Genomic DNA, 22,154 nt, shown 5'->3' with positions numbered 1-22,154 from the left:
GCTACTCTATCGTGTCCTCTTCGTTTAATTCTATGAACTCGCTTTGTTCAAACGCGTCTTCGTTGAAATACTCTATCTTGTCTTCGGCCGCCTCAAGGTTTCTGAACTTTGCGATGTGAAATACCGCATCTCCTTCCTGAACCAGCGGGATTTCCGATTTTCCGATGATAACGCCGTCAAAGACGGCTTTTATCTCAAAATTTCCGTCTTCTAAAGGATTGTCGATATATGCGATTGTCTCCTCTTTTTTTACCGTATCTCCAAGTGCCTTGATAGTTCTTAGTATCCCGCTTTCTCCGGCACGGATCCATTGACTGGTTTTGCTTATGATGGGGATCTTCATACTTTTTTTCATCCCTTTTTTTGGCAGCATTCCGTTTTCTCTCAGTACGTTTACAAGTCCTTTTACGCCTATTCTGATACTTGTTTCATCAAATCGGAGTGCTTCTCCCGCTTCATACAGCAGTATCGGCACGCCGTTTTCCTGAGCGGCTGCTCTGAGTGATCCGTCCCTGAGCTCTGAGTGCAGAATCACGGGTGCCTGAAATGCTTTTGCAAGCTTGAATGTATACTCGTTGTCCAGATTCGTCCTGATCTGAGGAAGGTTCGATTTATGGATGGACGCCGTGTGCAGGTCTATTCCCAGATCGCATTTTTTTACTATCTCTTGGAAAAATATCTTTGCTACCCTGCTTGTCAAAGAGCCTTTGGAACTTCCCGGAAAACTTCTGTTAAGGTCTCTTCTGTCGGGCAGATATCGCGAGAGCGTCATTATCCCGTAAACGTTTACGATAGGAACGAGAATAACGGTTCCTTTGAGCTTTTGCAGGATCTCGAGCTTTTTAAATCTTCTTATGATCTCTATGCCGTTAAGTTCGTCGCCGTGCACCGCGGCGCTGATAAAAACGACCGGTCCCTCTTTTTTACCCCGTATAACCCTTATGGGCAGGTTTGTAGGCGTGTTGTAGAGTTTGGGCAGTTCAAGATTGATAACGACATTGGAATTTTTTGGGATCTCCTGAGATCCTATGATAAATTTCACACCGGACATCTATGCTCCTATGCTGTCCTTTTTCAGCTTTTTCTTTTTGGAAACGGTGTCGCTTTTAGGAGTCACGTTCTTTGCTATATAATCCATTATCTTACTCGCGATATCTATATTCGTAGATTTTTCTATTCCCTCAAGACCAGGAGATGAATTCACCTCCATGACAAGCGGACCGCGGGATGAAGGGATCATATCCACTCCGCATACGCCAAGACCCATCGATTTGGCCGCCGCAAGCGCGACAGCCTTCTCTTTGCGCGAGAGCTTATGTGCACTCGCGCTTCCGCCCTGATGCAGGTTCGATCTGAAGTCTCCTTCGGCTCCCTGTCGTTTCATAGCACCTACGACTTCGCCGCCGACGATGAAGGCTCTGATATCTGCTCCGCCCGCTTCTTCTATGTATTCTTGAACCAGCAGGTTTACTTCCATACCGTAAAATGCGTCAAGGACGGATTTTGCCGCTTTTTCACTGTCTACCAGAACTACGCCGACTCCCTGCGTACCTTCGAGTATTTTAAGGATAAGCGGTGCGCCTCCGCTGAGTGCTATAACGTCTTTGGCGCTTGATTTGTTCGATGCAAAGACGGTACGGGGCATATCCACGCCGTTTTTAGAGAGGATCTGAAGACTTCTTAGTTTGTCTCTGCTTCTTTTGATCGCAAGACTTCCCGTGACGCTGAAACACTCCATCATCTCAAAGTGTCTTACCATAGCCGTACCGTAAAACGTCCTGCTCGCACCGATACGCGGAATGATGGCATCGGGAACGGGAAGCTCTTCTCCCAGATAGTTGATTCTGAGATGCCCCTTCATGATCTCGATACTGCACTTCAGGTAGTCGATGACTCTTACTTCCCACCCTCTTTGCTGTGCAGCTTCCACAAGTCTTTTTGTAGAGTAAAGTTTTTTGTTTCTCGATAATATATAGACTCTCATGTTTTTCCTTTTTATGCTTGTTGTGTCAGGTACTCTTTGGAGACGTCGACTAAAAATTTGTTCGTCAAAAATTTTCTGCCTATGAGCATCGGATATTTCATATCTGCACGGTTTGTCAGAGATATTACGGTCTTGTATCTTTTGCCGAAGAATTTGACCGAGACCTTTATGGATGCTCTTTCTTGTATGATGCCGTTAGAGCTTTTTACTTTTTTTATTTTATGAACTGGCATCTTCATTTTTTTGCCATGATAGGAGGGATGAACTTCGTCCAAGAGCGTGAAATGCACGAAGTTGTCTTCATCGATAAAAATGTCGTCGCAATGCAGAGCGTTTGAATCCGCGCCCGTATCGACCTTTGCGTCCAGATCATAGAGTTGTAGATCGATGATCGAGATCAGCTCTTTTCTTCCCACTATCTTTTTATCGGTCATGACGGTGCCTGCGCTTTGGATTCGTTTTTCATCAGCCATATAAATACATCGGCTACCGCCTGATATAACTGCACGGGTATCTCGTGATCCAGCTCCAGATTTATCAAAGAGGAGGCAAGCTCCGGATTTGAAAAAATGGGAACGTTATACTCTTTTGCTTTTTGGATTATTTTTTGTGCGAGTTCGCCTTTTCCCGAAGCTACTACTTTTGGGGCCGTATCTTTTTTGTCGTATTTGAGTGCTACGGCTTTATCGCTGTTCATCTTAGTAGAGCGAACTTATCTTGTCGAAGTCGTCCCAGGAAGGAGAGGACGCTTGATGTTTGAGTATATGCGCGACGTAGCGTGCGAACATATCCGTTTCTATGTTTACGTGTGAGCCGGTTTTGTAGGTTGCAAACAGGGTTTCTTTCATCGTATGGGGTATGATCGTAAGTCTGAAGGAGTCTTTGAACACTTCGTTTATCGTAAGACTTACTCCGTCGATCGTGATGGAACCTTTTGGAACGACGTAAGAGATAAATTTTTTGTCGATATCTATAAAGACGTCATAGCTGTTGCCGTTGTTTTTGATGGATTTTATCGTTCCTACGGTGTCGACATGGCCCTGTACGATATGCCCTTCAAATTTGTCGCCCATGCTCATGGCAGGCTCTATATGGACTCTGCTTTTGTAGTTTTCCATCGCCAGTATCTTTTGGCTTTCGGGGGAAAGCTCTACGCTAAAACCGTCGCTGTTCACCTTTGTGACAGTGAGACAGGCACCGTTTATAGCGATAGAGTCGCCGATACCGGCTTTATATTTTGCGCGGAGCGTAAGAGTGCTTCCCGAGAGGCTTTTGACTTCTGCCATTTCGCGTATGAGTCCTGTAAACAAATGTTTCCTTTGCCGTGTCTGGTTTAAAAGACTATCTTTCCGTCTTCTTGAAGGGATTTGATGATCTCTTTTGCTTTTGGATGCCCTTTGTATGCCGCTTTTCTGCACAGGTCAAGTGCTTTGTCGTGGTCCTCTTCGCATCCGATACCCTGATCATAAAGAAGTCCGAGGTTGTAAAGACCCTCTTTAAGCTCCCCTTCTGCCGCGCGTGAAAAACAGATGAAAGCTCTTCTGTCGTCTTTCATCACCCCATGGCCGTCTTTGTACAAGACGCCTAGATTGTTAAAGGCTTCCAGATGTCCGCGTTTTGCCGCTTCTTCATACCAAAACGCTGCTTCGCTGAAGTTGCCGACGCAGCCGACCCCTTTTTCGAGCATGACCGCCGCTTCATACATCGCAGGCGGAACTTCCCTGACGGCTGCTTCTAAGAAAAGCTGATGCGCTTTGTATTGGTCAAAGGGTACGCCGTGAAGACCGTTCGCATAAAAAAGTGCGAGGTTGTACAGGGCATAAGGCTGTTTGTTTTCTGCTGCCTGCGTATAAAGTTCTACGGCTTTTTGCAGATCCTGTTCGCACCCTTGTGCATTTTGGTACATGAAAGCCAGCGAAGTCTGCGCTTCCGCGTCCCCTTCTTGGCTTAGTTTCGTATACATATCAAACGCAGTCTTGAAATCTTGTTTGTTATAAGCTTCATGTGCCTGTTTTAGCATGGTTTGTCTTTTTATTGAATTTTTCTAATTGTATTTGATATATCGTTAGCTTACGATAAATGAAAAAAGCTAAATACGATCATAAAGTTAACGCCTGAGTTTGTTTATACGGCGTTTGTTCTTCATCTTCACGATAGTGTCTACCAGCTCCTCTTTTTTTGCTAAAAGCTCATGACGTACAAGATGCTCTCCGCCGCCGTCAACCTCTTCGTCATACTCAACTACTTCAGGAACCCAATCTTTGAACAGATCTTCTTTTTTATCTTTGTTATTACTCATAAAATGTATTTTATACAGAGTATCATAAAAACTTAATAAATTCGACTAATTAGATGATAAAGAGCTTCTGTTAACATTGCTGTTTTATAATCTTGAAATATTATCTTGTCAAAGGAGATATCGTGAAAAAATATATCTGTACCACCTGTGATTATATTTACGACCCAGAGATCGGTGATGAAGAGGGAGGCATCCCTCCCGGAACCGTTTTTGAAGATCTGCCGGATGACTGGGTCTGTCCGGACTGCGGTGATTCGAAGGAAGTTTTCGAGCCTTTGGAGGATTAATAACTTTTTTGTTACATACAAGGTTGTTGCCATCTCTTTTATGCCCAAATAGTTATGCAACAACCTACTTTAAAAGTAGGATGTTATAATTTTGGCTATAACATTAGAAAAAGTATCGATTTAATATGATTCAAAGTGCCAACAAAGTCAATAAAAAAGTTTCACTGATATTTATAATTTTCGCTATTGCTCTCATCTTTTCATTCATCTCTCTTGAAAATCTTTTTTTGGGCAATCAGGCAAATAAGATATCGCTTGAAAATGCGGTAAAAAAAACAAAAGAGAGAGAACTTTTCTTTAAAAATTTTCTCGATCATGCTTCAAATACGCTTCATACCGTCAGAAAATCCAGAGCCTTTAACGAGTTTCTTACACAACAAAACGGAGAAGCTATCGAAGATATGAAGGATATGTTCAAGATAATAGCAAAAGACGATCTCTCCTTGATGCAGTTGAGGTATATAGACAAAGAGGGATATGAAAGGATAAGAATCGATCGAGAAAAGGAAAACAGCGAACCGTTTTTTATTCATCAAGCAGATCTGCAAAACAAATCTAACAGGTACTACTTCTTCGACTCAAAAAACAAACCTCTGGAAAAAGTATGGTTTTCCGCGCTTGATCTCAACATCGAACATAAAAAAGTCGAGATCCCTTACAAACCGACCTTAAGAGCCGTCCTTCCCATCGAAAAAAACGGACATTTTGACGGTATACTCATCATCAACTATTTTATGAAGGGTTTTTTGCAGAGATTTTTGAATGCGCCTTTATACGATATGATCCTGATAAATGACCAAGGATACCCGTTGTCTCATTATGACAATTCAAAAAGCTGGGGGTTTTATCGGCATCCCAAGTACAATATAAAAAGCGATTTTGCGAACTCCGCAGACAAAATACTCTCCGGCAGCATAACGATACATGAGAACTTTATCTCAAAAAGATTGGATCTGCCGATCAAAGACGGCCTGATACTGATAATGCAGTTAAAACACAAATATCAGCAGGATACGAGCGAGCAAAGATCGACTTTGTATCTGTTTATCGTGTTGATAGTATTTTTCCTCGCGGCTATTACAAGCGTCTTTTTGTCTTCAAGTGTCGGAAAACTCTACAATGAACTCAATAAAAAGCTGGAAAAATCCCAACTAAAATTTTTTACTCTTTTTAAAGAGTCTTTAGATGCGATCGTTTTGATCGATCCGGCTACGCAGAAATTTATAGAGTTCAATCAAAAGACTTTGGATATGTACGGGTACACGAAAGAGGAGTTTAAAAACATAACCGTCAGGGATCTGGAAGTAAACGATACGGACGATGAGATCAAAAAACGACAAGAGCGCATCTTTGAAAAAGGGTGGAACACGTTTGTAACAAAGCACAGAACAAAGAACGGGCTTGAAAAAGATGTAAACGTAAATGCGGTAACCATAATGCTTGACGGCATGACGTATCTCTATGGAACGTTTCATGATATAACAAAAGAGAAAAAATATGAACGCAGTCTCAAAAAGCTTTTAAATCAGCAAGAAGCACTGATGCAGATAAAAACCACGGGTTTCGTGCATTTGAAAAACAGACGTTTTTTATGGACCAACGAAATATTTGACGAGATGTTCGGATATGCTAAGGGAGAGCTGCAGGGTAAAGATGCGCGCATAATATATGCTGATGAGCAGACGTACTTAGAGTACGGAAAAGAGGCGTATGAAACTTTGGCTGAAGCCGGTGTCTACACGGGAGAGATAGAGTGTGTCAAAAAAGACTCTACGCCTATAGTGCTTCGTGTCAGCCTCACCGCGCTTAAACATTCGGATAGCGAAGCTTTGGGTGTTTTCATAGATATCACGAAAGAAAAAGAGCAGCAAAAGCTCATCAATAGTCAAAAAGATGAACTCGAAGCTATTTTTAGTGTTTCAAAAGACGGCATAGCGATCTTGGATTTGCAGACCAATTTTCTCGACTGCAACAAAGCCTACCTGGAGATGACCGGCTTTACAAAAGAGGAGCTTTTAAGCAAGTCATGTCTGGAGCTGACTGCACCGGAGGATTACGAGCATGCACTAGAAGCGGTAGAGATCGTAAAAAAAGAGGGGTATCTAAAATCTTTTAACAAAACCTGCATAGTCAAAAACGGCAAAAAGCTTTTTGTGAATATGTCAATATCTATGATGCCCGACAATAAAAGGCTGCTCGTAACCACAAAAGATATAACGGAGATGAAAAAATATGAAAAAGAGCTTGAATTTATAGCTCATTACGACTCCTTGACCGGTCTGCCGAACCGTATTTTAAAATCCGACAGGCTCAATCAAGCGATGCTTCATGTACAGAGAAACGGAGGCTATCTTGCGGTCGTATATCTTGATCTGGACGGATTTAAAGAGATCAACGACACTTACGGACATGAGATCGGGGACAAGGTCCTCATCGAGGTGTCAAAACGTATGAAGTTCGCACTGCGCAACGAAGATACCCTCTCAAGGCTCGGCGGAGATGAGTTTGTGGCGATCATCGCCGATATGAACGACAGATCGGTTGCATCGCCCGTGCTTGAGCGTCTTTTAAATGCCGCGAACGAACCTATACTCATCGGTAAGTTAGACCTGCAGGTATCTGCAAGTATAGGAGTTACTTTTTATCCGCAAGACAGCGAACTTGACGGCGATCAGCTTATCCGCCAGGCCGATCAGGCGATGTACGTGGCAAAACAGGCGGGTAAGAACAGATACTACATCTTTAACTCATAAAAAGAGTATGACTATTTTATGTATGAGCAGCAGTAATCCGTAATGGTTTTTACTTTGATATCGAACGAGCTGTTTGCAGGTACGTTAAACTCGCACGGTGCGCTCATATCTACGAATGCGTCGCTACCCGGTAGTTTTACAGAGAACTCTCCCTGTAAAATTTCCATTATCTCTGCATCACCCGTGCCGAAAGTGTACTCACCTACTTGCATGATCCCAAGAGTTTTTTTCTCTCCGTTTGAAAATTCAACGGTACGGCTTGTGACTTTTCCGTCAAAATAGATATTTGCTTCTTTAACGACATCGACGTTTGTAAACTTTGACATATGTAACCTTTTTTTTGCGCAATTATATCTTATTCTCTATGCAAAGATAAAAGGGTATAATTCCATTATTATTTTACATTACGGAAAACAGATGAATTATGACGTAATCGTGGTCGGCGCGGGACATGCAGGTGTAGAAGCTTCCCTTGCCGCTGCAAGAATGGGGCATAAAACCCTTTTACTTACTATGCTTGCCGAACAAGTGGGAGCAACAAGCTGTAACCCCGCCGTGGGCGGTCTTGCAAAAGGTCACTTGGTGCGCGAGCTTGACGCTCTTGGCGGCGAGATGGGACTCATTACCGATGAAGCGGGCATACAGTTTCGCATACTCAACCAGACAAAAGGACCAGCAGTTCGCGGAACCCGCGCGCAGATAGATATGGACAAGTACCGTATCATCGCCAGAAACAAGATCCTCCACACACCGAATATGGAGCTTAAACAAGAGACTGTAGAAGCACTCATCTTTGATGGCGACACGGTCGTTGGTGTAAGAACGGAGCTTTTCCACGAATACATGGCAAAACGCGTAATCCTTACGACGGGAACATTCTTAAAAGGTGTTATCCACATCGGCGAATACCAAAAGAGTGCAGGGCGTTTTGGAGAGTTTAGTGCAGAAAACCTCTCGGAGTCTTTAAAAAGTAGAGACGTACGTGTGGGACGTTTAAAAACGGGAACATGTGCGCGCATCGACAGCTCAAGCATCGACTTTAGCGTAATGGAAGAACAACCCGGCGATGACGTACCGACACCGTTTAGTTTTAGAACGGACCGTGAAGAGTTTGCACGCACAAAAAAACAGCTGCCGTGCTACATCGCCTACACAAACCCTGAAACTCACGCCATCATCGAGGGTAACTTTCATAGAGCTCCTCTTTTTACGGGGCAGATCGAGGGAGTAGGGCCGCGTTACTGCCCGAGCATCGAAGACAAGATAAACCGTTTTCGCGACAAAGACCAGCACCATCTTTTCATCGAACCGCAGACCTTTGACAACACAGAGTGCTACATAAACGGTATGAGCACATCTTTACCTGTTGACGTACAAGAGGAGATGATCCACTCCGTTAAGGGGATGGAAAATGCGCGCATCGTGCGTTACGGTTATGCCATTGAGTACGACTACGTAGACCCGACAGAACTCAAACACTCTCTTGAAACTAAAAAGATAAAAAACCTTTTCCTGGCAGGGCAGATAAACGGTACGACAGGTTACGAAGAAGCTGCAGCACAAGGGCTAATGGCGGGCATCAACGCTTCTCTTTCACTCCAAGGAAAAGAGCCGCTAGTCCTTCGCCGTGATGAAGCGTACATAGGCGTGCTCATAGACGACCTTGTAACAAAAGGAACAAAAGAGCCGTATAGAATGTTTACATCCCGTGCCGAATACCGTCTGCTTCTTCGTGAAGAGTCAGCAGACGTTCGCTTAAGCGGTTACGGTCACGAACTTGGACTTCTCCCGCAAGATGCATATGAAAAGATGCTTGCAAAAAAAGAGCAGATAGCCCAGGGTGTACAACTTTTAAAAGAGACAAAGTTCACACCGAACAAAGAGTTCATAGCACTGCTTGAAAGCATGGGCGAGGACAAAATAACAGACACCATCTACGCAGAGCAGCTTGCAGCGCGTAAAACATTTACGGTAGAAAAAATGGTTGCCATAGTGCCTGAGCTGGAAAAATTCTCAGACTACATCAAAGAGGAGATCTTAGTAGAGGCAAAATACTCCCGCTATGTAGAAAAACAAAGCCAAGAGATCGAGAAGATGAAAAAATATCTCACCATCGAGATCCCTGAGGGTTTTGACTTCAAAAAAGTAAGCGGACTTTCAAAAGAGATCGTGGAGAAACTAGAAAAGTTCAACCCGCCAACGCTACAGGCCGCTTCGCAAATAAGCGGAGTAACCCCCGCAGCTTTAGAAATACTGCATATCTATATAAAAATATCGAAACGATAACAAATAGTTTTTATTGCAAAATAAAAACTATTTCATGTAACTTATCATTAGAACGGTTTAGCGCATAAAAATGATTATGTAAGTGATACTCTTTACAGCTCTTGTTGTTTTTTTCAAAAATTTTTCGTAATTCTGTTGCAGAAGGGATACCTAAATTTCGATATGAAAAAACAATGACTTTATCATGATACTTTTTGATAAGTTTATCTATTTGTGTATGTATTGTATGCTTATTTTCAAATTCATCTGAGTTATTTATCAAAACTTCTTTATTTTTTTTATTAGGATTAATAAAATCAAGGAAACTATCATAATGGGCTAAAGCTTCCAAAAAATGATAACGTTCATGATATCTTAAATGATAACCTCTTTCGCTTATATATGGAGGATCAATATAAATAAGATCAGCTGTTTCTTGACATTTTAAAGCTTGGTAATTTAATGCTTTATTCTTTAAACCATTTGATATAATATATTGATTTATATCTTTACAAAAAACTTTAAAGGTATTGACAAGATCTTTTTCCCAAGTAGTTTTATTCCCAAATTTCCTTTTAACATCCCGAGTTCTTAAAGAAAGATTTTTACGGTGAAAGCTATTAAAAGGTCTTTTAATAATTGCTGTTTGAGATAATGCATAAAATGCCATGGCTCTTTTATAAGGGCTTTTTAAATGAGAAATATTTTGCACGATTATATCAATAAGTTCATTTTCATGATCTAAAAAATAGATATCTTTATAATGTTCCTTTACATAATATTTGTAATCAATACCGTGTTGTTTTGTTATTAAAAAGTTAACATCTTTTTGTGTTAACTTAGTAGTGTTGTTTTGAAGTAAAGCTTTGCCGAATAAGTAATTAAACTTAAAAATATCATTATAAATAACTTGTTTACCTTCAAGTTTTGCTTTATATGCAAAAGTACCAGTTCCACCAAAGAGGTCAAGTACAGAATCAAATTGAATTTTCTCTTGTTCTATTAAGTTCCATATATCTAAAATGATTTTTCTTTTTGAACCATAATATCTTGTGACTGGTAATTTTTTCAATCTCTGTCTCACTTGAATAAAATTTGAGTGATCAAGAGCTTGCTTTTAAGCTTTCTTCAATTTTACTTTTCAAATTATCATAATAAATATCAGCTATACAATAAAGTTCTTTGTCTTTTTGCCCTGAAATGGGTACTTTAAAACTATACGCTTTGTCATGCTCTTGTAAGGCATTCCCATTTATAGGGTATTTTTCAATAAAAAAGTTAAATTTATCTTTGCAAGTTTCATCACTATTAAAGCCAATAATTATATACTCATCAAGTAAAGTTTTAGTTGAATCAGATTCATATTTTGAAGAAATTTTGTGTAAATCATTAAATTTTTTAAGTTGTCTTTCTATGTAATATCCTGTTAGTTTGGTTTTTGCTTCTACTACAAAAATCTTATTGTCATCTGTGAGTAGTATAAAGTCAAATTCTTTTTCATTAAGTTTCACACTGTAAAGTATATCTGTAATTTTTGATGAACCTTTCATTTCTTTAAAAAGCTCATCTAATAAATCTTCAAAAAAGTGTTGTTGATAATAAAAACTATATTTAGGTTCTAATGTCATAACCTCACAAACTTCATCTCTACTGTCTTTATTGTTACTATAATTGCATGTTACACCATTTTTATTAATCCAACTACTTAAGCCTCTTTGAGATTGATCTTCATGATTTCTACTCTTATTATCATTATAAATTCCAAAAAAAGCTTTATTTTTATCTTTATCAAAATAAGGTACAATAAATTGAAAATGTTTTAAACTAGCCAGTGAATGGTCATCTTTTGGTATATTTTTTTTGATTAAATATGATTTTTCAAAAAAATCTTCTTCTTTTTCTGTATTTTTTATATAAAAGTTATTTTCTAAACTTGCTAATATTTTTGCAGTATTATTCCCATCTTTTCTAAAATATTTTAAAAAGGCTTCCTTTATAGTCTTTCGTTTTAAATTACCAATATGTCTTTCATCAGCTGTTGTATGGTCAAGATTTATTTTTATATATTGAAAATCATAATGAGCTTGTTTTTCTTGCTTGATATACGATCTAAATTTTTCATACTTAAATGGAAATATAAAATCTCCTATTATTATATAGTCTAAATCACATTTATTAAGGTAGTCCAACCTGATTTCTTCTATTCTTTCAAAATTCACATAGCACTTTTTAATATGCACATAGTTTTCAAAATATTTTATATTAATACTATTGACATTTTCAAAGTCCAACTCTTTATTAATATCTTCAAGTTGAATACCTACAAAATCTACATAACTTATTTTATGGAAGTTGATTTCATCAACAATTTTCTGGGTATCTGCAAACTTCTGAATAATTGTTTCTAAATCTTTATTATCGAGATCTAATTTCGCATATGAACTTTCAAATAATTCACTTAGTATTTTATGATTTATCTTCCTAATAATTTTTTTGTCCAAATCATTTTTCATGTTACTCATCACAAATACTTTTTTATCTGGAATAATCACTTCACACTTACTAGTAGTGTGCAATATACTTTCAATTTTTTCAAATAAGCTTTCTTTTAAAATAAGTTTTATTTTATTATCTAGTTTTTCTAATAATAATTCTTCATCAGAGACATTTAGAAATGTCTTGAGTTTCTTTTTTATTCTTCCTTTAGGTAGGCAGGGCATTAAATTAATAGCTGTCATTAACAAATGGTTAAATTCATGTATTTTTTCTTCTAAATCATCTTTAATAATAATTTCATAGCAAGCATATTGTTCATTAGATTTAAACATTATAATACTCCGTCAAAGAACTTCATTAAGGCTTTTAGAACTTCGTCTTCTTGCTCAAAGTAATCGGAATCTAAATAGAGTTCTAATAATGTAAATAGCTGTTTAGGATTATATCTTACTAAGTCAATTTTATCAGTTGTTTGATCATCATCGCCAAAGTTTTCCTCTATTGAGAAGTCCATTTGATTTGGTATTAATAAAGTGATTTCTTTGCCATTTTGAATCGATTTTTTACAATTTATAATTTGATTTTCTAATGATGTGTTTTTAAAGAAGAAGTATATGTCTTTATTTGAAGTGAGTAATCTTCTATTCTGTTTATTTACTTCTATATTATCGTATGTAGATGTGATAAAAGTTGTTAATGGAGTGAAAATATTTACATATATACTTTTAAATAAATCCTCAAGTTCTAATTGAGATTCTTTTTCTTTAACATACTCTTTTAATGCAAATTGATCAATAATATTTTCTATTGATTCATAATCTTCATTATTCTGTAAAATTTCCATAATCTCTTGTAGTAATGCTCTATTAGTTTCTTCTATTAATCCTGATTGACGAGCACTTTTAACTCTAGATACAACTTTGGCAGATGTCGTATTTACAGAAATATTATTGTTTTCAAGCAAAGAAATAATTTTATTTACTAGCTCTTCTATGTCATCTTCATTTATTGGACTAATCTCTATTCTGTCTTTATCTATCCTAGATCTAAATGCTGGATTTTCATCTAAGATCTCTCTTGCTTGTTGATCTCCAGCTGTCATAGCAGTTAGTAATAAATGGCCATTTACCTTATTTGATATATCAATTAATTCTCTATAAGAGGTCAAAAAATTTCTTAACCTAGTTTTGGATTTATCATATAATTTTTCAATTTCGTCAATTGCAAAAATAAATAATTTATTATTTTCATAAAGTAAATTTAAAAATAGGGCGAGTATTTGAGTCATTGCATGTTCAGTGAAAGGTTTTATTTTATAATTATGGAAATAAGATTTGTAATATAAGTGTCCTGTACCCATTTGAACTAATTCATCTAGTTTTTTGTCATTATTTTTATTTTGAAACAATTGTTTAATGTATTGTGGAATATCTTCAAAATCTTCATATAATTCATCAACTTCATTTTCATCAAAATTTTGAATAGCTTCTATAAGTTGTTCATAATGTCTATTATTTAATACATCTAAAAGCATTGAAGAGATATTCACTAGATCTATATCTGCTGTTATATATTCGAAATGAATATCAAAATTCTTGATATTAGAGTTATTTTTAAAATATAGTTTTAAATATTTTAAAAGGTTTGTTTTTCCATTCCCATAATTACTAGTCAAAATCAATCTATCAAAATTTTGTTCATCAAGTTTTTCTAATCTTTTTGTTACTGCATTTTTTAAATGAGTTTGGCCTACAATGAAGTAAGGAAGTTCGGGTACCAACCCAGCATTATAAGCTTTTACAAGTCTTTTTAAGTTTGATTTACTAAGAACTAAATCTTCCCATAAATTTTCTAATTGTATCATTTTAAATCCTCTAAAATTTTAATATTTAATATAGGCTTTCGTCTAATAAAAAACCTTTTTCTAGAATCAGCTCCACCAATTACGTTATTTAATTTTACTCTTTGCCAGTTTTCTTTATCTAATACTAGATGATTCAAAAAATCTTGCATTTTATTATATGAAAACTTTGCTTCTTGTGCGATGTCGTATAAGTTTATAAAAGCGTAATTTTTTCTATCCTGTTCTTTAACTAATTGTTTATATGTTTTATTGATAGTTTTTAAACTTTCTAAATATTTTTCTAAAGGTGTTACTTTTGTTTTAATATATTGTTTAGCTTGTAATGCGACTTGATTATAATAGTTTTTACTTTCTTCTGTATCAAGTAATTTTAATTTAAATGAAGGTTTTATATTACCATTTGAACCTATACAGTCTATGTCTTTTAGCCACTGATTTCTAACAACAATGTAGTTGTTCCAACTAATTGCAGTATATACAAACTTTTTATGTGACAATGCTTCTGATATAAACTTTATAGAGTTTTCATACTTGGCTTTATCACCATAACCACTAACTATTTTTGGATGTTTTATTAATATGGTTCGCCAAAATATCAAAGGCAATATGAATAGTAAATCTTTTTCAATTATTCGATTAAAGAAGAAGGATTTTTGTTTTGAACTTAAATTAGTAAAATCTTTTTTAGATGGGTAGGAAGCCAACTCCAAACCTAAATCTGTTAAACTGTCTTTATAAATTAAATCAAATATTGCGGATAATTTTATATAATATCCTACAGTTTTAAATAGTGAGAAAATTTTTTTTTCTTCATCTGTTTTATCTTTTTTTGCAAGGTTGAAAGTAGTTAAAAAACTAATTTTTTCTTTTTTTGTTTTGTTCTGAAATAAATTATTGATAACCCCTAAAGATTCCTTACTTGTTATCCCAAATGTGTCTTTTGTTAAATTGTTTTCATATGAATGATTAAGTTCATTTAAAATATATAGAAAGAACTCTGCTCTAAATGTTTGTTTATCATACTTTTCATTTTTCATAAACTTACATAAGTGAACACAAGATTTTAATCTTGTATTAGCAGGCCTATGAAGACTTTCTATAAATTGTATCATTCTCTTTATCCCAGTAGTTAACTTGCCAATATTTTAATATTTTCTTTAGTAGTAAATTATTAAATGAAATAATAATTATGATTTAATTTTAATTAAAGTTTCATTATTGAGTTTACGATATTGCAAGAATTTCCCTCAAAACTACCATACTATCTCTTTTTTACCCTCTTTTTTTAGTATCTCATTTGTTTTACTAAAGTGTTTACAGCCGAAAAATCCTCGGTATGCCGAAAGGGGGCTTGGGTGCGGGGCGGTGAGGATGAAATGTTTGTTCTTGTCGATGAGGTTTGACTTGGCTATGGCAGGTGAGCCCCAGAGCAAAAAGATGATTCCCTCAAAATTATCGGAGATATGTTTTATGACGGTGTCGGTGAAGATCTCCCATCCTAAACCAAAGTGCGATTTTGGTTTACCTGCTTCGACCGTTAAAGTAGTGTTTAAAAGCAAAACTCCCTGCGTTGCCCACGGGGTAAGGTCGCCGTCAATTGCCTGAGGCTGTTTGCCTGTGTCGGCAGCTATCTCTTTAAGTATGTTTTGCATCGAGGGCGGGTTTTGAATGTTTGCGGGTGTGGAGAAGCAAAGCCCCTGCGCCTGTCCCGCTCCGTGGTACGGGTCTTGCCCGAGGATGACTACTTTGAGCTCTTCATATTTTGTTTTGCTAAATGCGTTGAAAATTTTTTCTTTTGGCGGGTAGACGGTCGTCGTTTCATATTTTTCATCGATGATAGCTTTGAGCTTTTTGAAATACTCTTTGTGACGCTCATTTTCAATAAGTGTTTTCCAATCCATGCGGTATTGTATCACAAACACCTCACAAAGAAATAGTATAATGTTTGCAGAAATAAAAACTACAGGAAAAACTCATGAACGGATATATGATGAGTGGATGGGGGTTTATGATGGGATTTGGCTGGCTGATTTTTATTTTGGCGATCGTGGGTGTGGTTTATTTTATGAACAACAGCTCTAAAAATGATGAGCCTTCCGCTAAGGATATCTTGGATAAAAGATATGCGAACGGAGAAATAGACGAAGAAGAATATAAAAGAAAAAAAGAGAATTTACGTTAAAAAAGGGAATATATGAAAATCTTTTTAAGTCTGATGCTGTTTGCCGCATTTGCTTTTGGCGGACATATCCAGTGGCAGAGCAGTTATGATAGTGCATTGGCAAAAGCAAAAGAGCAAAACAAAGACATACTGCTCTTGCTGCTAAAAAAAGACTCTCCAAGATGCAAGACGGTTTTTGTCGACATTTTCAATAAAAAAAGGGTTCAAGACGAGATAAACGAAAAGTATGTGGCTGCTATCGCTTTTTATGAAGATGAGAACAGTTATCCCATCGAGATGTTTTATACGCAGCAGTTTCCTGCACTTTTTTTCGTATCGGGAAAAGACGAGACATTTTTGACACCTTCGTTATCAGGACATTTTACAAAAAAAGAACTCTTGGAGAAACTCAAAAGAGAGTAGAAATCCAATGTAAAGCCTACAGTAGTTATAATCACCCCATTATTATAGTAAAGAAGTGAGTAACAGGTGAGAAAATTTTATTATGTAGATACTGGGCACAGGGTAGGGCTTGACAGATTTAGGCGCGCAGCTGCGATCTTAAACGCTTTGGACGATGACGAGATGACTCTTCTTTGTTCGGATTTCCGCATAGCGCATGAAGCCAGACACTTCGGTATAAAAAACAGTGTCGGCATAGATATGGTAAGAAACATCGTAAACATAGCGCATAAAGGAGACAAGATCATCTTTGACAGCGCAGAAGCAAATCCCTTGATGCTTGAAGATATGCGCTCCTATTTTTCGACTTTTATCCGAGTGAGCGACGATCCCGATGACAAACGTATGAACAACGAGTTTTTAATATCGCCGTATTATGAAGATGATCGTACATGTACATCCGTTGTCGTAGATGACAAATATTTCGGCGAGTTTGAAAAAAACATCGAGTTGGGATTTTTTTTCGGTGATGATGATTATGAAAAAGATATAGAAAAGAACCTTAAGTTTTTTGACGGATTGAATGTCGCTTTTTTGAGTGGATTTTATTATTTTTTGGATTATGAAGAGATGTTAACGGGCAGATTTGACAGCACTTTTGAGTTTGAAGAATACGACACGTTTATTACGTCGACAAAAATATTGGTTACTTCATCTCCTCAAGCCGTTTTGGAAAGTCTTGCAAGCGGCGGAAAGCCCGTCTACATGCAGAGAAAAGACTATAACAAAGATTTTGTAAAACTGTTCGAAACACTAAAAATACCAATAATTAACGATTTTAATAGAGCCGAATTTGATACCGTTTTGTCCATGGTTTCATCACAAAAATATAATAAATTACAACAAAATTGTAACAAAGTTGTAAATTATCTTAAAGATAAGTTGTATTTATAGATTTTTAAGAGTTGTTGATATAACATAAAGCCTACGATTCTACAAAGTAATGAGGAAAATACTATGAAAAATGGAAGAAGAGGGTTTATGGGTAAAGCTTTCGGCGCCGTTACGGGTGTCGGAGCTGTTGCTTCCCTTTATGCTATGAAAAAAACTTGGGATCCACTTCCAAGCGTACGTTCTGCAGGTTTCACGACTCTTGATATGTCTGTATATAAAGAGAATGAACTTGTAGTTGAAAAGTGGAGGGGGAAACCTATCTTTGTCTTGAAACAATCGGCAGAGATGGTAGCAAAACAAAATGAAGCTGATAAAGCTCGTAACATCGTTATCAACGGAAGCCACTACGTGGTTTGTATAGGTCTTTGTACTCACCTTGGATGTATTCCAGGATATGATAACAAAAAAGAAAGCTTCTTATGTGCATGTCATGGGGGTATGTACGATGCAACTGGTATGGTAACAAAAGCTCCACCTCCGCGTGGTCTTGATATTCCTCCTTTTAAAATCGACGGTAACAAGTTGGTTTTAGGTGAAGAGGGACCGGAATACAAAAAAATGGTAGAAAACGGCACTACGCTGAGAGTTTAAGGAGAAAAATAGATGGCACATTTTACAAAAGCTACAAGTGTTCACGATTGGGTAAATCAGCGTCTTGGCATTGATACCGTTCGTCGTGTTATGGCAACTGAGTATTGGATTCCAAAAAATATTAACTTTTTATGGGCAATGGGTATGGTATTGGCTATTACTTTTGCTCTATTATTGGTTTCGGGAATCTTTTTATTGATGTATTATCAACCAAACATCCATACGGCATTTGACAGTGTTAACTACACTATTATGCGTGAGGTTGAGTTTGGATGGTTATGGAGACATATTCACGGTGTAGCTGCATCGGTAGTATTCTTGGTTATATATATCCACATGTTTACGGGTATCTATTACGGTTCGTATAAAAAAGGGCGTGAGATGATCTGGATCTCAGGTATGCTTTTATTTGTAACATTCTCTGCTGAAGCTTTCAGTGGCTATATGCTTCCATGGGGACAAATGAGCTACTGGGCAGGTATGGTTATTACAAATATCTTCAGCCTTGGTGGATTGCACGCAAACGGTTTAGTTGAATGGATCCGCGGTGACTACGTTCCTGCGCAAGCATTCCTTGATCGTTTCTTTATGCTGCATGTACTTCTTCTTCCTTTGGCGATCATCGGACTTATCGGTTTACACTTCGGAACACTTCGTATTCCTCACGTAAACAACCAAGACGGTGAAGAGATCGATTTCGAAGCTGAAGCTAAAAAATATAAAAGCGGAAATAAAGCAGGTTCTAAAGTTATTGCGTTTGCTAACGACTTTATGAGTAAAGATATGTTTGTTGTTTCAATATTCCTGATCTTTTTCTTCTACCTTGTGTTCTATCATTATGATTTTGCGATGGATCCGGTCAACTTCGACCCTGCTGACGGTCTTAAAACACCGACTCACATCTATCCTGAGTGGTATTTCCTATGGTCTTATGAGATCCTTCGTCCGTTCTCTACAAATGTCGGTCTAATGGCATTCGGTTTTGCGCAAGTTATCTTCTTCTTGCTTCCGTTCCTAGACAAAAGTCCGAATGCTGTTCCTGCAAACCGCCGCGGATTATTCGCTGTTTGGTTCTGGGCTATGCTTATAGACATGATTGTATTGACGGCAATGGGTAAAGTACCTCCGATCGAACCGTACGGTACAGTAGGATTCTTTGCCGCGTTGACGTTTATCGGTTTATGGATAGTCCTTCCGATTATCACTAAACTAGAGAAAAAAGCGTAAGGAGAAAGAGAAAAATGAAAGAATTATTTATATTAGCAATAGTTACAGTCTTTACGCTTGTTACATATTACCTGGTCGAACCTTTTGCACACTCAAAGATGCATAAGCATGTAGAGAGCGAAAAATTCGTATACGCGGATCTGCCTGCACTTACAAAAACAGGTGATGCGGCACGTGGTAAAGATTTAGTTATGGGTGCCGGCGCATGTACTGGTTGTCACTCTATTAAAGTTGCAAGCGTTCCTGCTCCTATGGATCCTGTAGCGACTGCACAAACTTACGGTGTTGATACACCTGACTTAAGTAATGCGGGTGTCATTTACGATCCTAAATTCTTGGCAGCACTTATTAAAAATCCTGCTCACGCTTTAATGCTGGAGCATAAATACAATGAGTCTACAGGAAAAGTTCACCCGATGGCACAGTTTTACGGTGCAGGCGGAGATATAGACCAAGAAGTAGCCGATATGGTAGCTTATCTACAGTCTATCGCAGTGAAAAAAGAGGAGCTTACTCCTAAAATGGCATTTGAAACGGCTTGTGGACGTTGTCATGCTATGAAGTATGAAAAATGGACACAAATCGGTGAAAAACCTAAGTTCAAACATAAAAAAGATGAGTTGGCTTTCGATATCCAAGTTCTTACTTATCAAGATGCTCTAACAAAATATATGGGTAAACTTCCTCCGGATCTATCTATGTATATCCGTTCACGCGGTGAGCACTACCTAAGTACGTTTGTCGAAGATCCGCAAAACTTGCTTGAAGGTACGGCGATGCCTCGTGTCGGTGTTACTGCAGAAGCAGCTGAAAAAGTTATCGAACATTTAGCTGACAGTGGTGATACAAAACGCGTAGAGCGTGCAGAAGTCGGTAAAAATGTTATGTTCTTCTTAATCATTTTTGCTATCTTTGCATATCTATGGAAACGTTCAGTGTGGAGAGACCTACACTAATTCGTCAGCTAAAGGGATAACCCCTTTAGCTGCACACTTCTCGATTTTCTTTCCTGTTACATTTTCTATATTCATTATTAAAAACAATCCTATTTCATAAAACATCAACTATTTACAAACATCATATTGATATAATCTTTTACTTATAAAGACAAAGGACCTATTTGTTAAAAGACAGTTATGAGAGAGTAGTGGATTATATCCGGGTATCGGTAACGGAGAGATGCAATTTCAGATGTCAATACTGTATGCCGGAGAAACCTTTTTCCTGGGTTCCAAAAGAGAGCCTGCTTTCATTTGAAGAGCTGTTCGAGTTTTTAAAGATAGCGATCGATGAGGGCGTAAAGAAGATTCGCATAACCGGAGGCGAACCTCTGCTTAGAGAAGACCTGGACAAGTTCATCAAGATGATATACGACTACAAGAGCGATATAGATCTGGCGATGACAACCAACGGGTATCTTTTAAAAGGCGTCGCACAAAGACTTAAAGACGCAGGATTAAAACGCCTCAACGTCTCTATCGATTCTTTAAAACCCGAAGTGGCACAGCGCATAGCAGGAAAAGATGTACTTGCAAACGTACTTGCCGGAGTCGAGGAGGCTTTAAAGGTCGGACTGAAGGTAAAAGTCAATATGGTGCCTATGAAAGGCGTAAACGCTCAGGAGATAGTAGACGTGCTGCAATACTGTAAAGAGCGCGGTATGAGCATACGCTTTATAGAGTATATGCAAAACTCCCATGCTTCAGCAGATATCAAAGGGATGAAAAGCCCCGAGCTTCTTTCACTGCTAAAAGAACATTACGACTTTACGGACGAAGGGTTCGACGGACACTCTCCTTCGCATTACTTCAAGATGCAAGACGGATACAGATTCGGTATCATAGAACCTTATGAGGACGATTTTTGCAAGAAGTGCAACCGTATCCGCCTGACCGCCGAAGGGCAGCTCATACCGTGTCTGTACTTCGATGAGGCAATGAGCATAAAAGAGGCTATTCAGCGCAAAGATATAAAAGGTGCTGCTCTTGTCTTAAAAGAGGTGGTACGTACAAAACCGGAAAAGAACCGCTGGAGCGAATCGGACGATGAAGTCTCCACCCGTGCTTTTTATGAGACCGGCGGCTGATGCTGTATCTGGTAGAACATTTTTACTCCATACAGGGCGAAGGACGCTACACGGGAGTACCGTCGCTTTTTTTTAGATTCGGCGGCTGCAATATGCGCTGTGAAGGATTCGGCTGCGTACAGACTTCGCATGAGGGAGTGGAAGTGCTGGGATGCGATACCGTTTATGCGGTCAATAAAGAGTATTTCTCTTCAAAATGGATACCCATAACCAAGACAGAGCAGCTTTTACACATAATGGATATGTATGAGCTTCCGGATAATGTGGATGTCGTTCTAACAGGCGGAGAACCGCTTTTAAACTATAACGATGAGATCTTTTTGGAGTTTATAAAATACTTGAGAGAAAACGGTTTTCGCGTGACTTTCGAGACGAATGCGACGATAAACATCGATTTTGAAAAGTATCCGGTTTACAAGGAGTGTGTTTATGCTTTGTCAGTAAAGCTTTCGAACTCTCATGAGAGCTTTTCAAAGCGTGTAAAACCCGATGCGATCTTCTCCTACGCGCAAAACGCAAAAGAGGCATTTTTCAAGTTTTCCATAGATGAAGCATCCATAGACCTCGGGCTTGACGACGAGATCGACGAGATCATCTCATATGCGCCGTTTTTGCAGGTCTACTGTATGCCTCTTGGCGGCAGCAAAAAAGAGATAGAGAAAAACTCGGAGCCCCTTATAGAGTTTTGCAAGACAAAAGGCTATACTTATTCGGATAGATTGCATATCCGCATATGGGACCAAAATCATGGAGTGTAGAACCTATCTCAAAAATCTTAGCAGGGG

At 38.0% G+C, this 22,154-nt stretch carries 24 protein-coding genes; 11 read left to right on the top strand and 13 right to left on the bottom strand.

Annotated features, from left to right (window positions below; all coding sequences use genetic code 11):
* Position 1: 1 nt before the first annotated feature.
* From WCY03_RS10350 to WCY03_RS10320, 7 genes are all read right to left on the bottom strand, one after another.
* Positions 2-1,051: a succinylglutamate desuccinylase/aspartoacylase family protein gene (locus tag WCY03_RS10350; protein ID WP_345992703.1), complete on the bottom strand. Its 1,050-nt coding sequence runs from the start codon at positions 1,049-1,051 to the stop codon at positions 2-4.
* Positions 1,052-1,984, bottom strand: a complete 933-nt coding sequence (gene rimK, locus WCY03_RS10345) for a 30S ribosomal protein S6--L-glutamate ligase (protein WP_345992701.1) — start codon at positions 1,982-1,984, stop codon at positions 1,052-1,054.
* A gap of 11 nt (positions 1,985-1,995) precedes the next feature.
* Positions 1,996-2,418 (bottom strand): RimK/LysX family protein, encoded by a 423-nt coding sequence (locus WCY03_RS10340; RefSeq protein WP_345994085.1) that lies wholly within the window; start codon positions 2,416-2,418, stop codon positions 1,996-1,998.
* Positions 2,415-2,681 (bottom strand): EscU/YscU/HrcU family type III secretion system export apparatus switch protein, encoded by a 267-nt coding sequence (locus tag WCY03_RS10335; RefSeq protein ID WP_345992700.1) that lies wholly within the window; start codon positions 2,679-2,681, stop codon positions 2,415-2,417. The genes WCY03_RS10340 and WCY03_RS10335 overlap by 4 nt, the downstream gene beginning before the upstream one ends.
* A 1-nt stretch (position 2,682) precedes the next feature.
* Complete coding sequence (ribE, locus tag WCY03_RS10330; RefSeq protein ID WP_345992698.1) at positions 2,683-3,294, bottom strand: riboflavin synthase; 612 nt, start codon at positions 3,292-3,294, stop codon at positions 2,683-2,685.
* Between the two features lie 23 nt (positions 3,295-3,317).
* Positions 3,318-4,004, bottom strand: a complete 687-nt coding sequence (locus tag WCY03_RS10325) for a tetratricopeptide repeat protein (RefSeq protein ID WP_345992696.1) — start codon at positions 4,002-4,004, stop codon at positions 3,318-3,320.
* 87 nt (positions 4,005-4,091) lie between these two features.
* Positions 4,092-4,283: a hypothetical protein gene (locus WCY03_RS10320; protein WP_345992694.1), complete on the bottom strand. Its 192-nt coding sequence runs from the start codon at positions 4,281-4,283 to the stop codon at positions 4,092-4,094.
* Between the two features lie 122 nt (positions 4,284-4,405).
* Here WCY03_RS10320 and rd point away from each other — a divergent pair, with 122 nt between their 5' ends.
* Together rd and WCY03_RS10310 are read left to right on the top strand one after the other, a co-directional pair.
* The gene (gene rd / locus WCY03_RS10315; RefSeq protein WP_345992692.1) at positions 4,406-4,570 is read left to right on the top strand and encodes a rubredoxin; all 165 of its coding nucleotides are present in this window, start codon (positions 4,406-4,408) and stop codon (positions 4,568-4,570) included.
* Positions 4,571-4,695: 125 nt separating this feature from the next.
* A complete protein-coding gene (locus tag WCY03_RS10310; RefSeq protein WP_345992690.1) occupies positions 4,696-7,323 on the top strand; it encodes a diguanylate cyclase in 2,628 nt (875 codons plus the stop codon).
* An 11-nt stretch (positions 7,324-7,334) separates the two neighbouring features.
* On the opposite strand, the gene WCY03_RS10305 is transcribed toward WCY03_RS10310, so the two are convergent.
* Positions 7,335-7,649, bottom strand: coding sequence for a pyrimidine/purine nucleoside phosphorylase (locus tag WCY03_RS10305; RefSeq protein ID WP_345992688.1), 315 nt, complete (start codon positions 7,647-7,649; stop codon positions 7,335-7,337).
* A gap of 91 nt (positions 7,650-7,740) precedes the next feature.
* Between WCY03_RS10305 and mnmG the strand changes: the two genes are divergently transcribed.
* Complete coding sequence (gene mnmG, locus WCY03_RS10300) at positions 7,741-9,609, top strand: tRNA uridine-5-carboxymethylaminomethyl(34) synthesis enzyme MnmG (RefSeq protein WP_345992686.1); 1,869 nt, start codon at positions 7,741-7,743, stop codon at positions 9,607-9,609.
* Between the two features lie 10 nt (positions 9,610-9,619).
* Here the strand turns inward: mnmG and WCY03_RS10295 are convergent, their stop codons facing one another.
* The 5 genes from WCY03_RS10295 to ung all read right to left on the bottom strand — a co-directional run bounded on the left by WCY03_RS10295 (position 9,620) and on the right by ung (position 15,849).
* Positions 9,620-10,660, bottom strand: a complete 1,041-nt coding sequence (locus WCY03_RS10295) for a DNA adenine methylase (protein ID WP_345992685.1) — start codon at positions 10,658-10,660, stop codon at positions 9,620-9,622.
* 31 nt (positions 10,661-10,691) lie between these two features.
* Positions 10,692-12,416: a hypothetical protein gene (locus WCY03_RS10290; RefSeq protein WP_345992683.1), complete on the bottom strand. Its 1,725-nt coding sequence runs from the start codon at positions 12,414-12,416 to the stop codon at positions 10,692-10,694.
* Complete coding sequence (locus tag WCY03_RS10285) at positions 12,416-13,948, bottom strand: hypothetical protein (protein WP_345992681.1); 1,533 nt, start codon at positions 13,946-13,948, stop codon at positions 12,416-12,418. The genes WCY03_RS10290 and WCY03_RS10285 overlap by 1 nt, the downstream gene beginning before the upstream one ends.
* On the bottom strand, positions 13,945-14,985 hold the full coding sequence (locus WCY03_RS10280) for a hypothetical protein (protein ID WP_345992679.1): 1,041 nt from the start codon (positions 14,983-14,985) through the stop codon (positions 13,945-13,947). The genes WCY03_RS10285 and WCY03_RS10280 overlap by 4 nt, the downstream gene beginning before the upstream one ends.
* A 216-nt stretch (positions 14,986-15,201) precedes the next feature.
* Complete coding sequence (gene ung / locus WCY03_RS10275) at positions 15,202-15,849, bottom strand: uracil-DNA glycosylase (RefSeq protein ID WP_345994084.1); 648 nt, start codon at positions 15,847-15,849, stop codon at positions 15,202-15,204.
* 74 nt (positions 15,850-15,923) lie between these two features.
* Here ung and WCY03_RS10270 point away from each other — a divergent pair, with 74 nt between their 5' ends.
* The 8 genes from WCY03_RS10270 (at position 15,924) to WCY03_RS10235 (ending at position 22,127) form a co-directional block, all read left to right on the top strand.
* On the top strand, positions 15,924-16,130 hold the full coding sequence (locus tag WCY03_RS10270) for an SHOCT domain-containing protein (RefSeq protein ID WP_345992677.1): 207 nt from the start codon (positions 15,924-15,926) through the stop codon (positions 16,128-16,130).
* A gap of 12 nt (positions 16,131-16,142) precedes the next feature.
* Positions 16,143-16,532, top strand: a complete 390-nt coding sequence (locus WCY03_RS10265; protein ID WP_345992675.1) for a thioredoxin family protein — start codon at positions 16,143-16,145, stop codon at positions 16,530-16,532.
* A 66-nt stretch (positions 16,533-16,598) separates the two neighbouring features.
* Positions 16,599-17,465 (top strand): hypothetical protein, encoded by an 867-nt coding sequence (locus tag WCY03_RS10260; RefSeq protein ID WP_345992673.1) that lies wholly within the window; start codon positions 16,599-16,601, stop codon positions 17,463-17,465.
* A gap of 63 nt (positions 17,466-17,528) precedes the next feature.
* The gene (petA, locus tag WCY03_RS10255; protein ID WP_345992672.1) at positions 17,529-18,056 is read left to right on the top strand and encodes a ubiquinol-cytochrome c reductase iron-sulfur subunit; all 528 of its coding nucleotides are present in this window, start codon (positions 17,529-17,531) and stop codon (positions 18,054-18,056) included.
* A gap of 12 nt (positions 18,057-18,068) precedes the next feature.
* Positions 18,069-19,283 (top strand): cytochrome bc complex cytochrome b subunit, encoded by a 1,215-nt coding sequence (locus tag WCY03_RS10250; protein WP_345992670.1) that lies wholly within the window; start codon positions 18,069-18,071, stop codon positions 19,281-19,283.
* A 14-nt stretch (positions 19,284-19,297) separates the two neighbouring features.
* Positions 19,298-20,239 carry a c-type cytochrome gene (locus WCY03_RS10245; protein WP_345992668.1) on the top strand — a complete coding sequence of 314 codons (942 nt, stop codon included), beginning with the start codon at positions 19,298-19,300 and terminating at the stop codon, positions 20,237-20,239.
* A gap of 164 nt (positions 20,240-20,403) precedes the next feature.
* The gene (gene moaA, locus WCY03_RS10240; protein WP_345992666.1) at positions 20,404-21,369 is read left to right on the top strand and encodes a GTP 3',8-cyclase MoaA; all 966 of its coding nucleotides are present in this window, start codon (positions 20,404-20,406) and stop codon (positions 21,367-21,369) included.
* Complete coding sequence (locus tag WCY03_RS10235) at positions 21,369-22,127, top strand: 7-carboxy-7-deazaguanine synthase QueE (RefSeq protein WP_345992664.1); 759 nt, start codon at positions 21,369-21,371, stop codon at positions 22,125-22,127. The genes moaA and WCY03_RS10235 overlap by 1 nt, the downstream gene beginning before the upstream one ends.
* Positions 22,128-22,154 lie beyond the last annotated feature (27 nt).

Origin of the sequence: Sulfurimonas sp. HSL-1716 (assembly GCF_039645975.1) — a bacterium.
GTDB classification, from domain to species: domain Bacteria; phylum Campylobacterota; class Campylobacteria; order Campylobacterales; family Sulfurimonadaceae; genus Hydrocurvibacter; species Hydrocurvibacter sulfurireducens.
The sequence above is the reverse complement of the archived record's forward strand: the minus strand, read 5'-3'. Positions and strand labels throughout refer to the sequence as shown.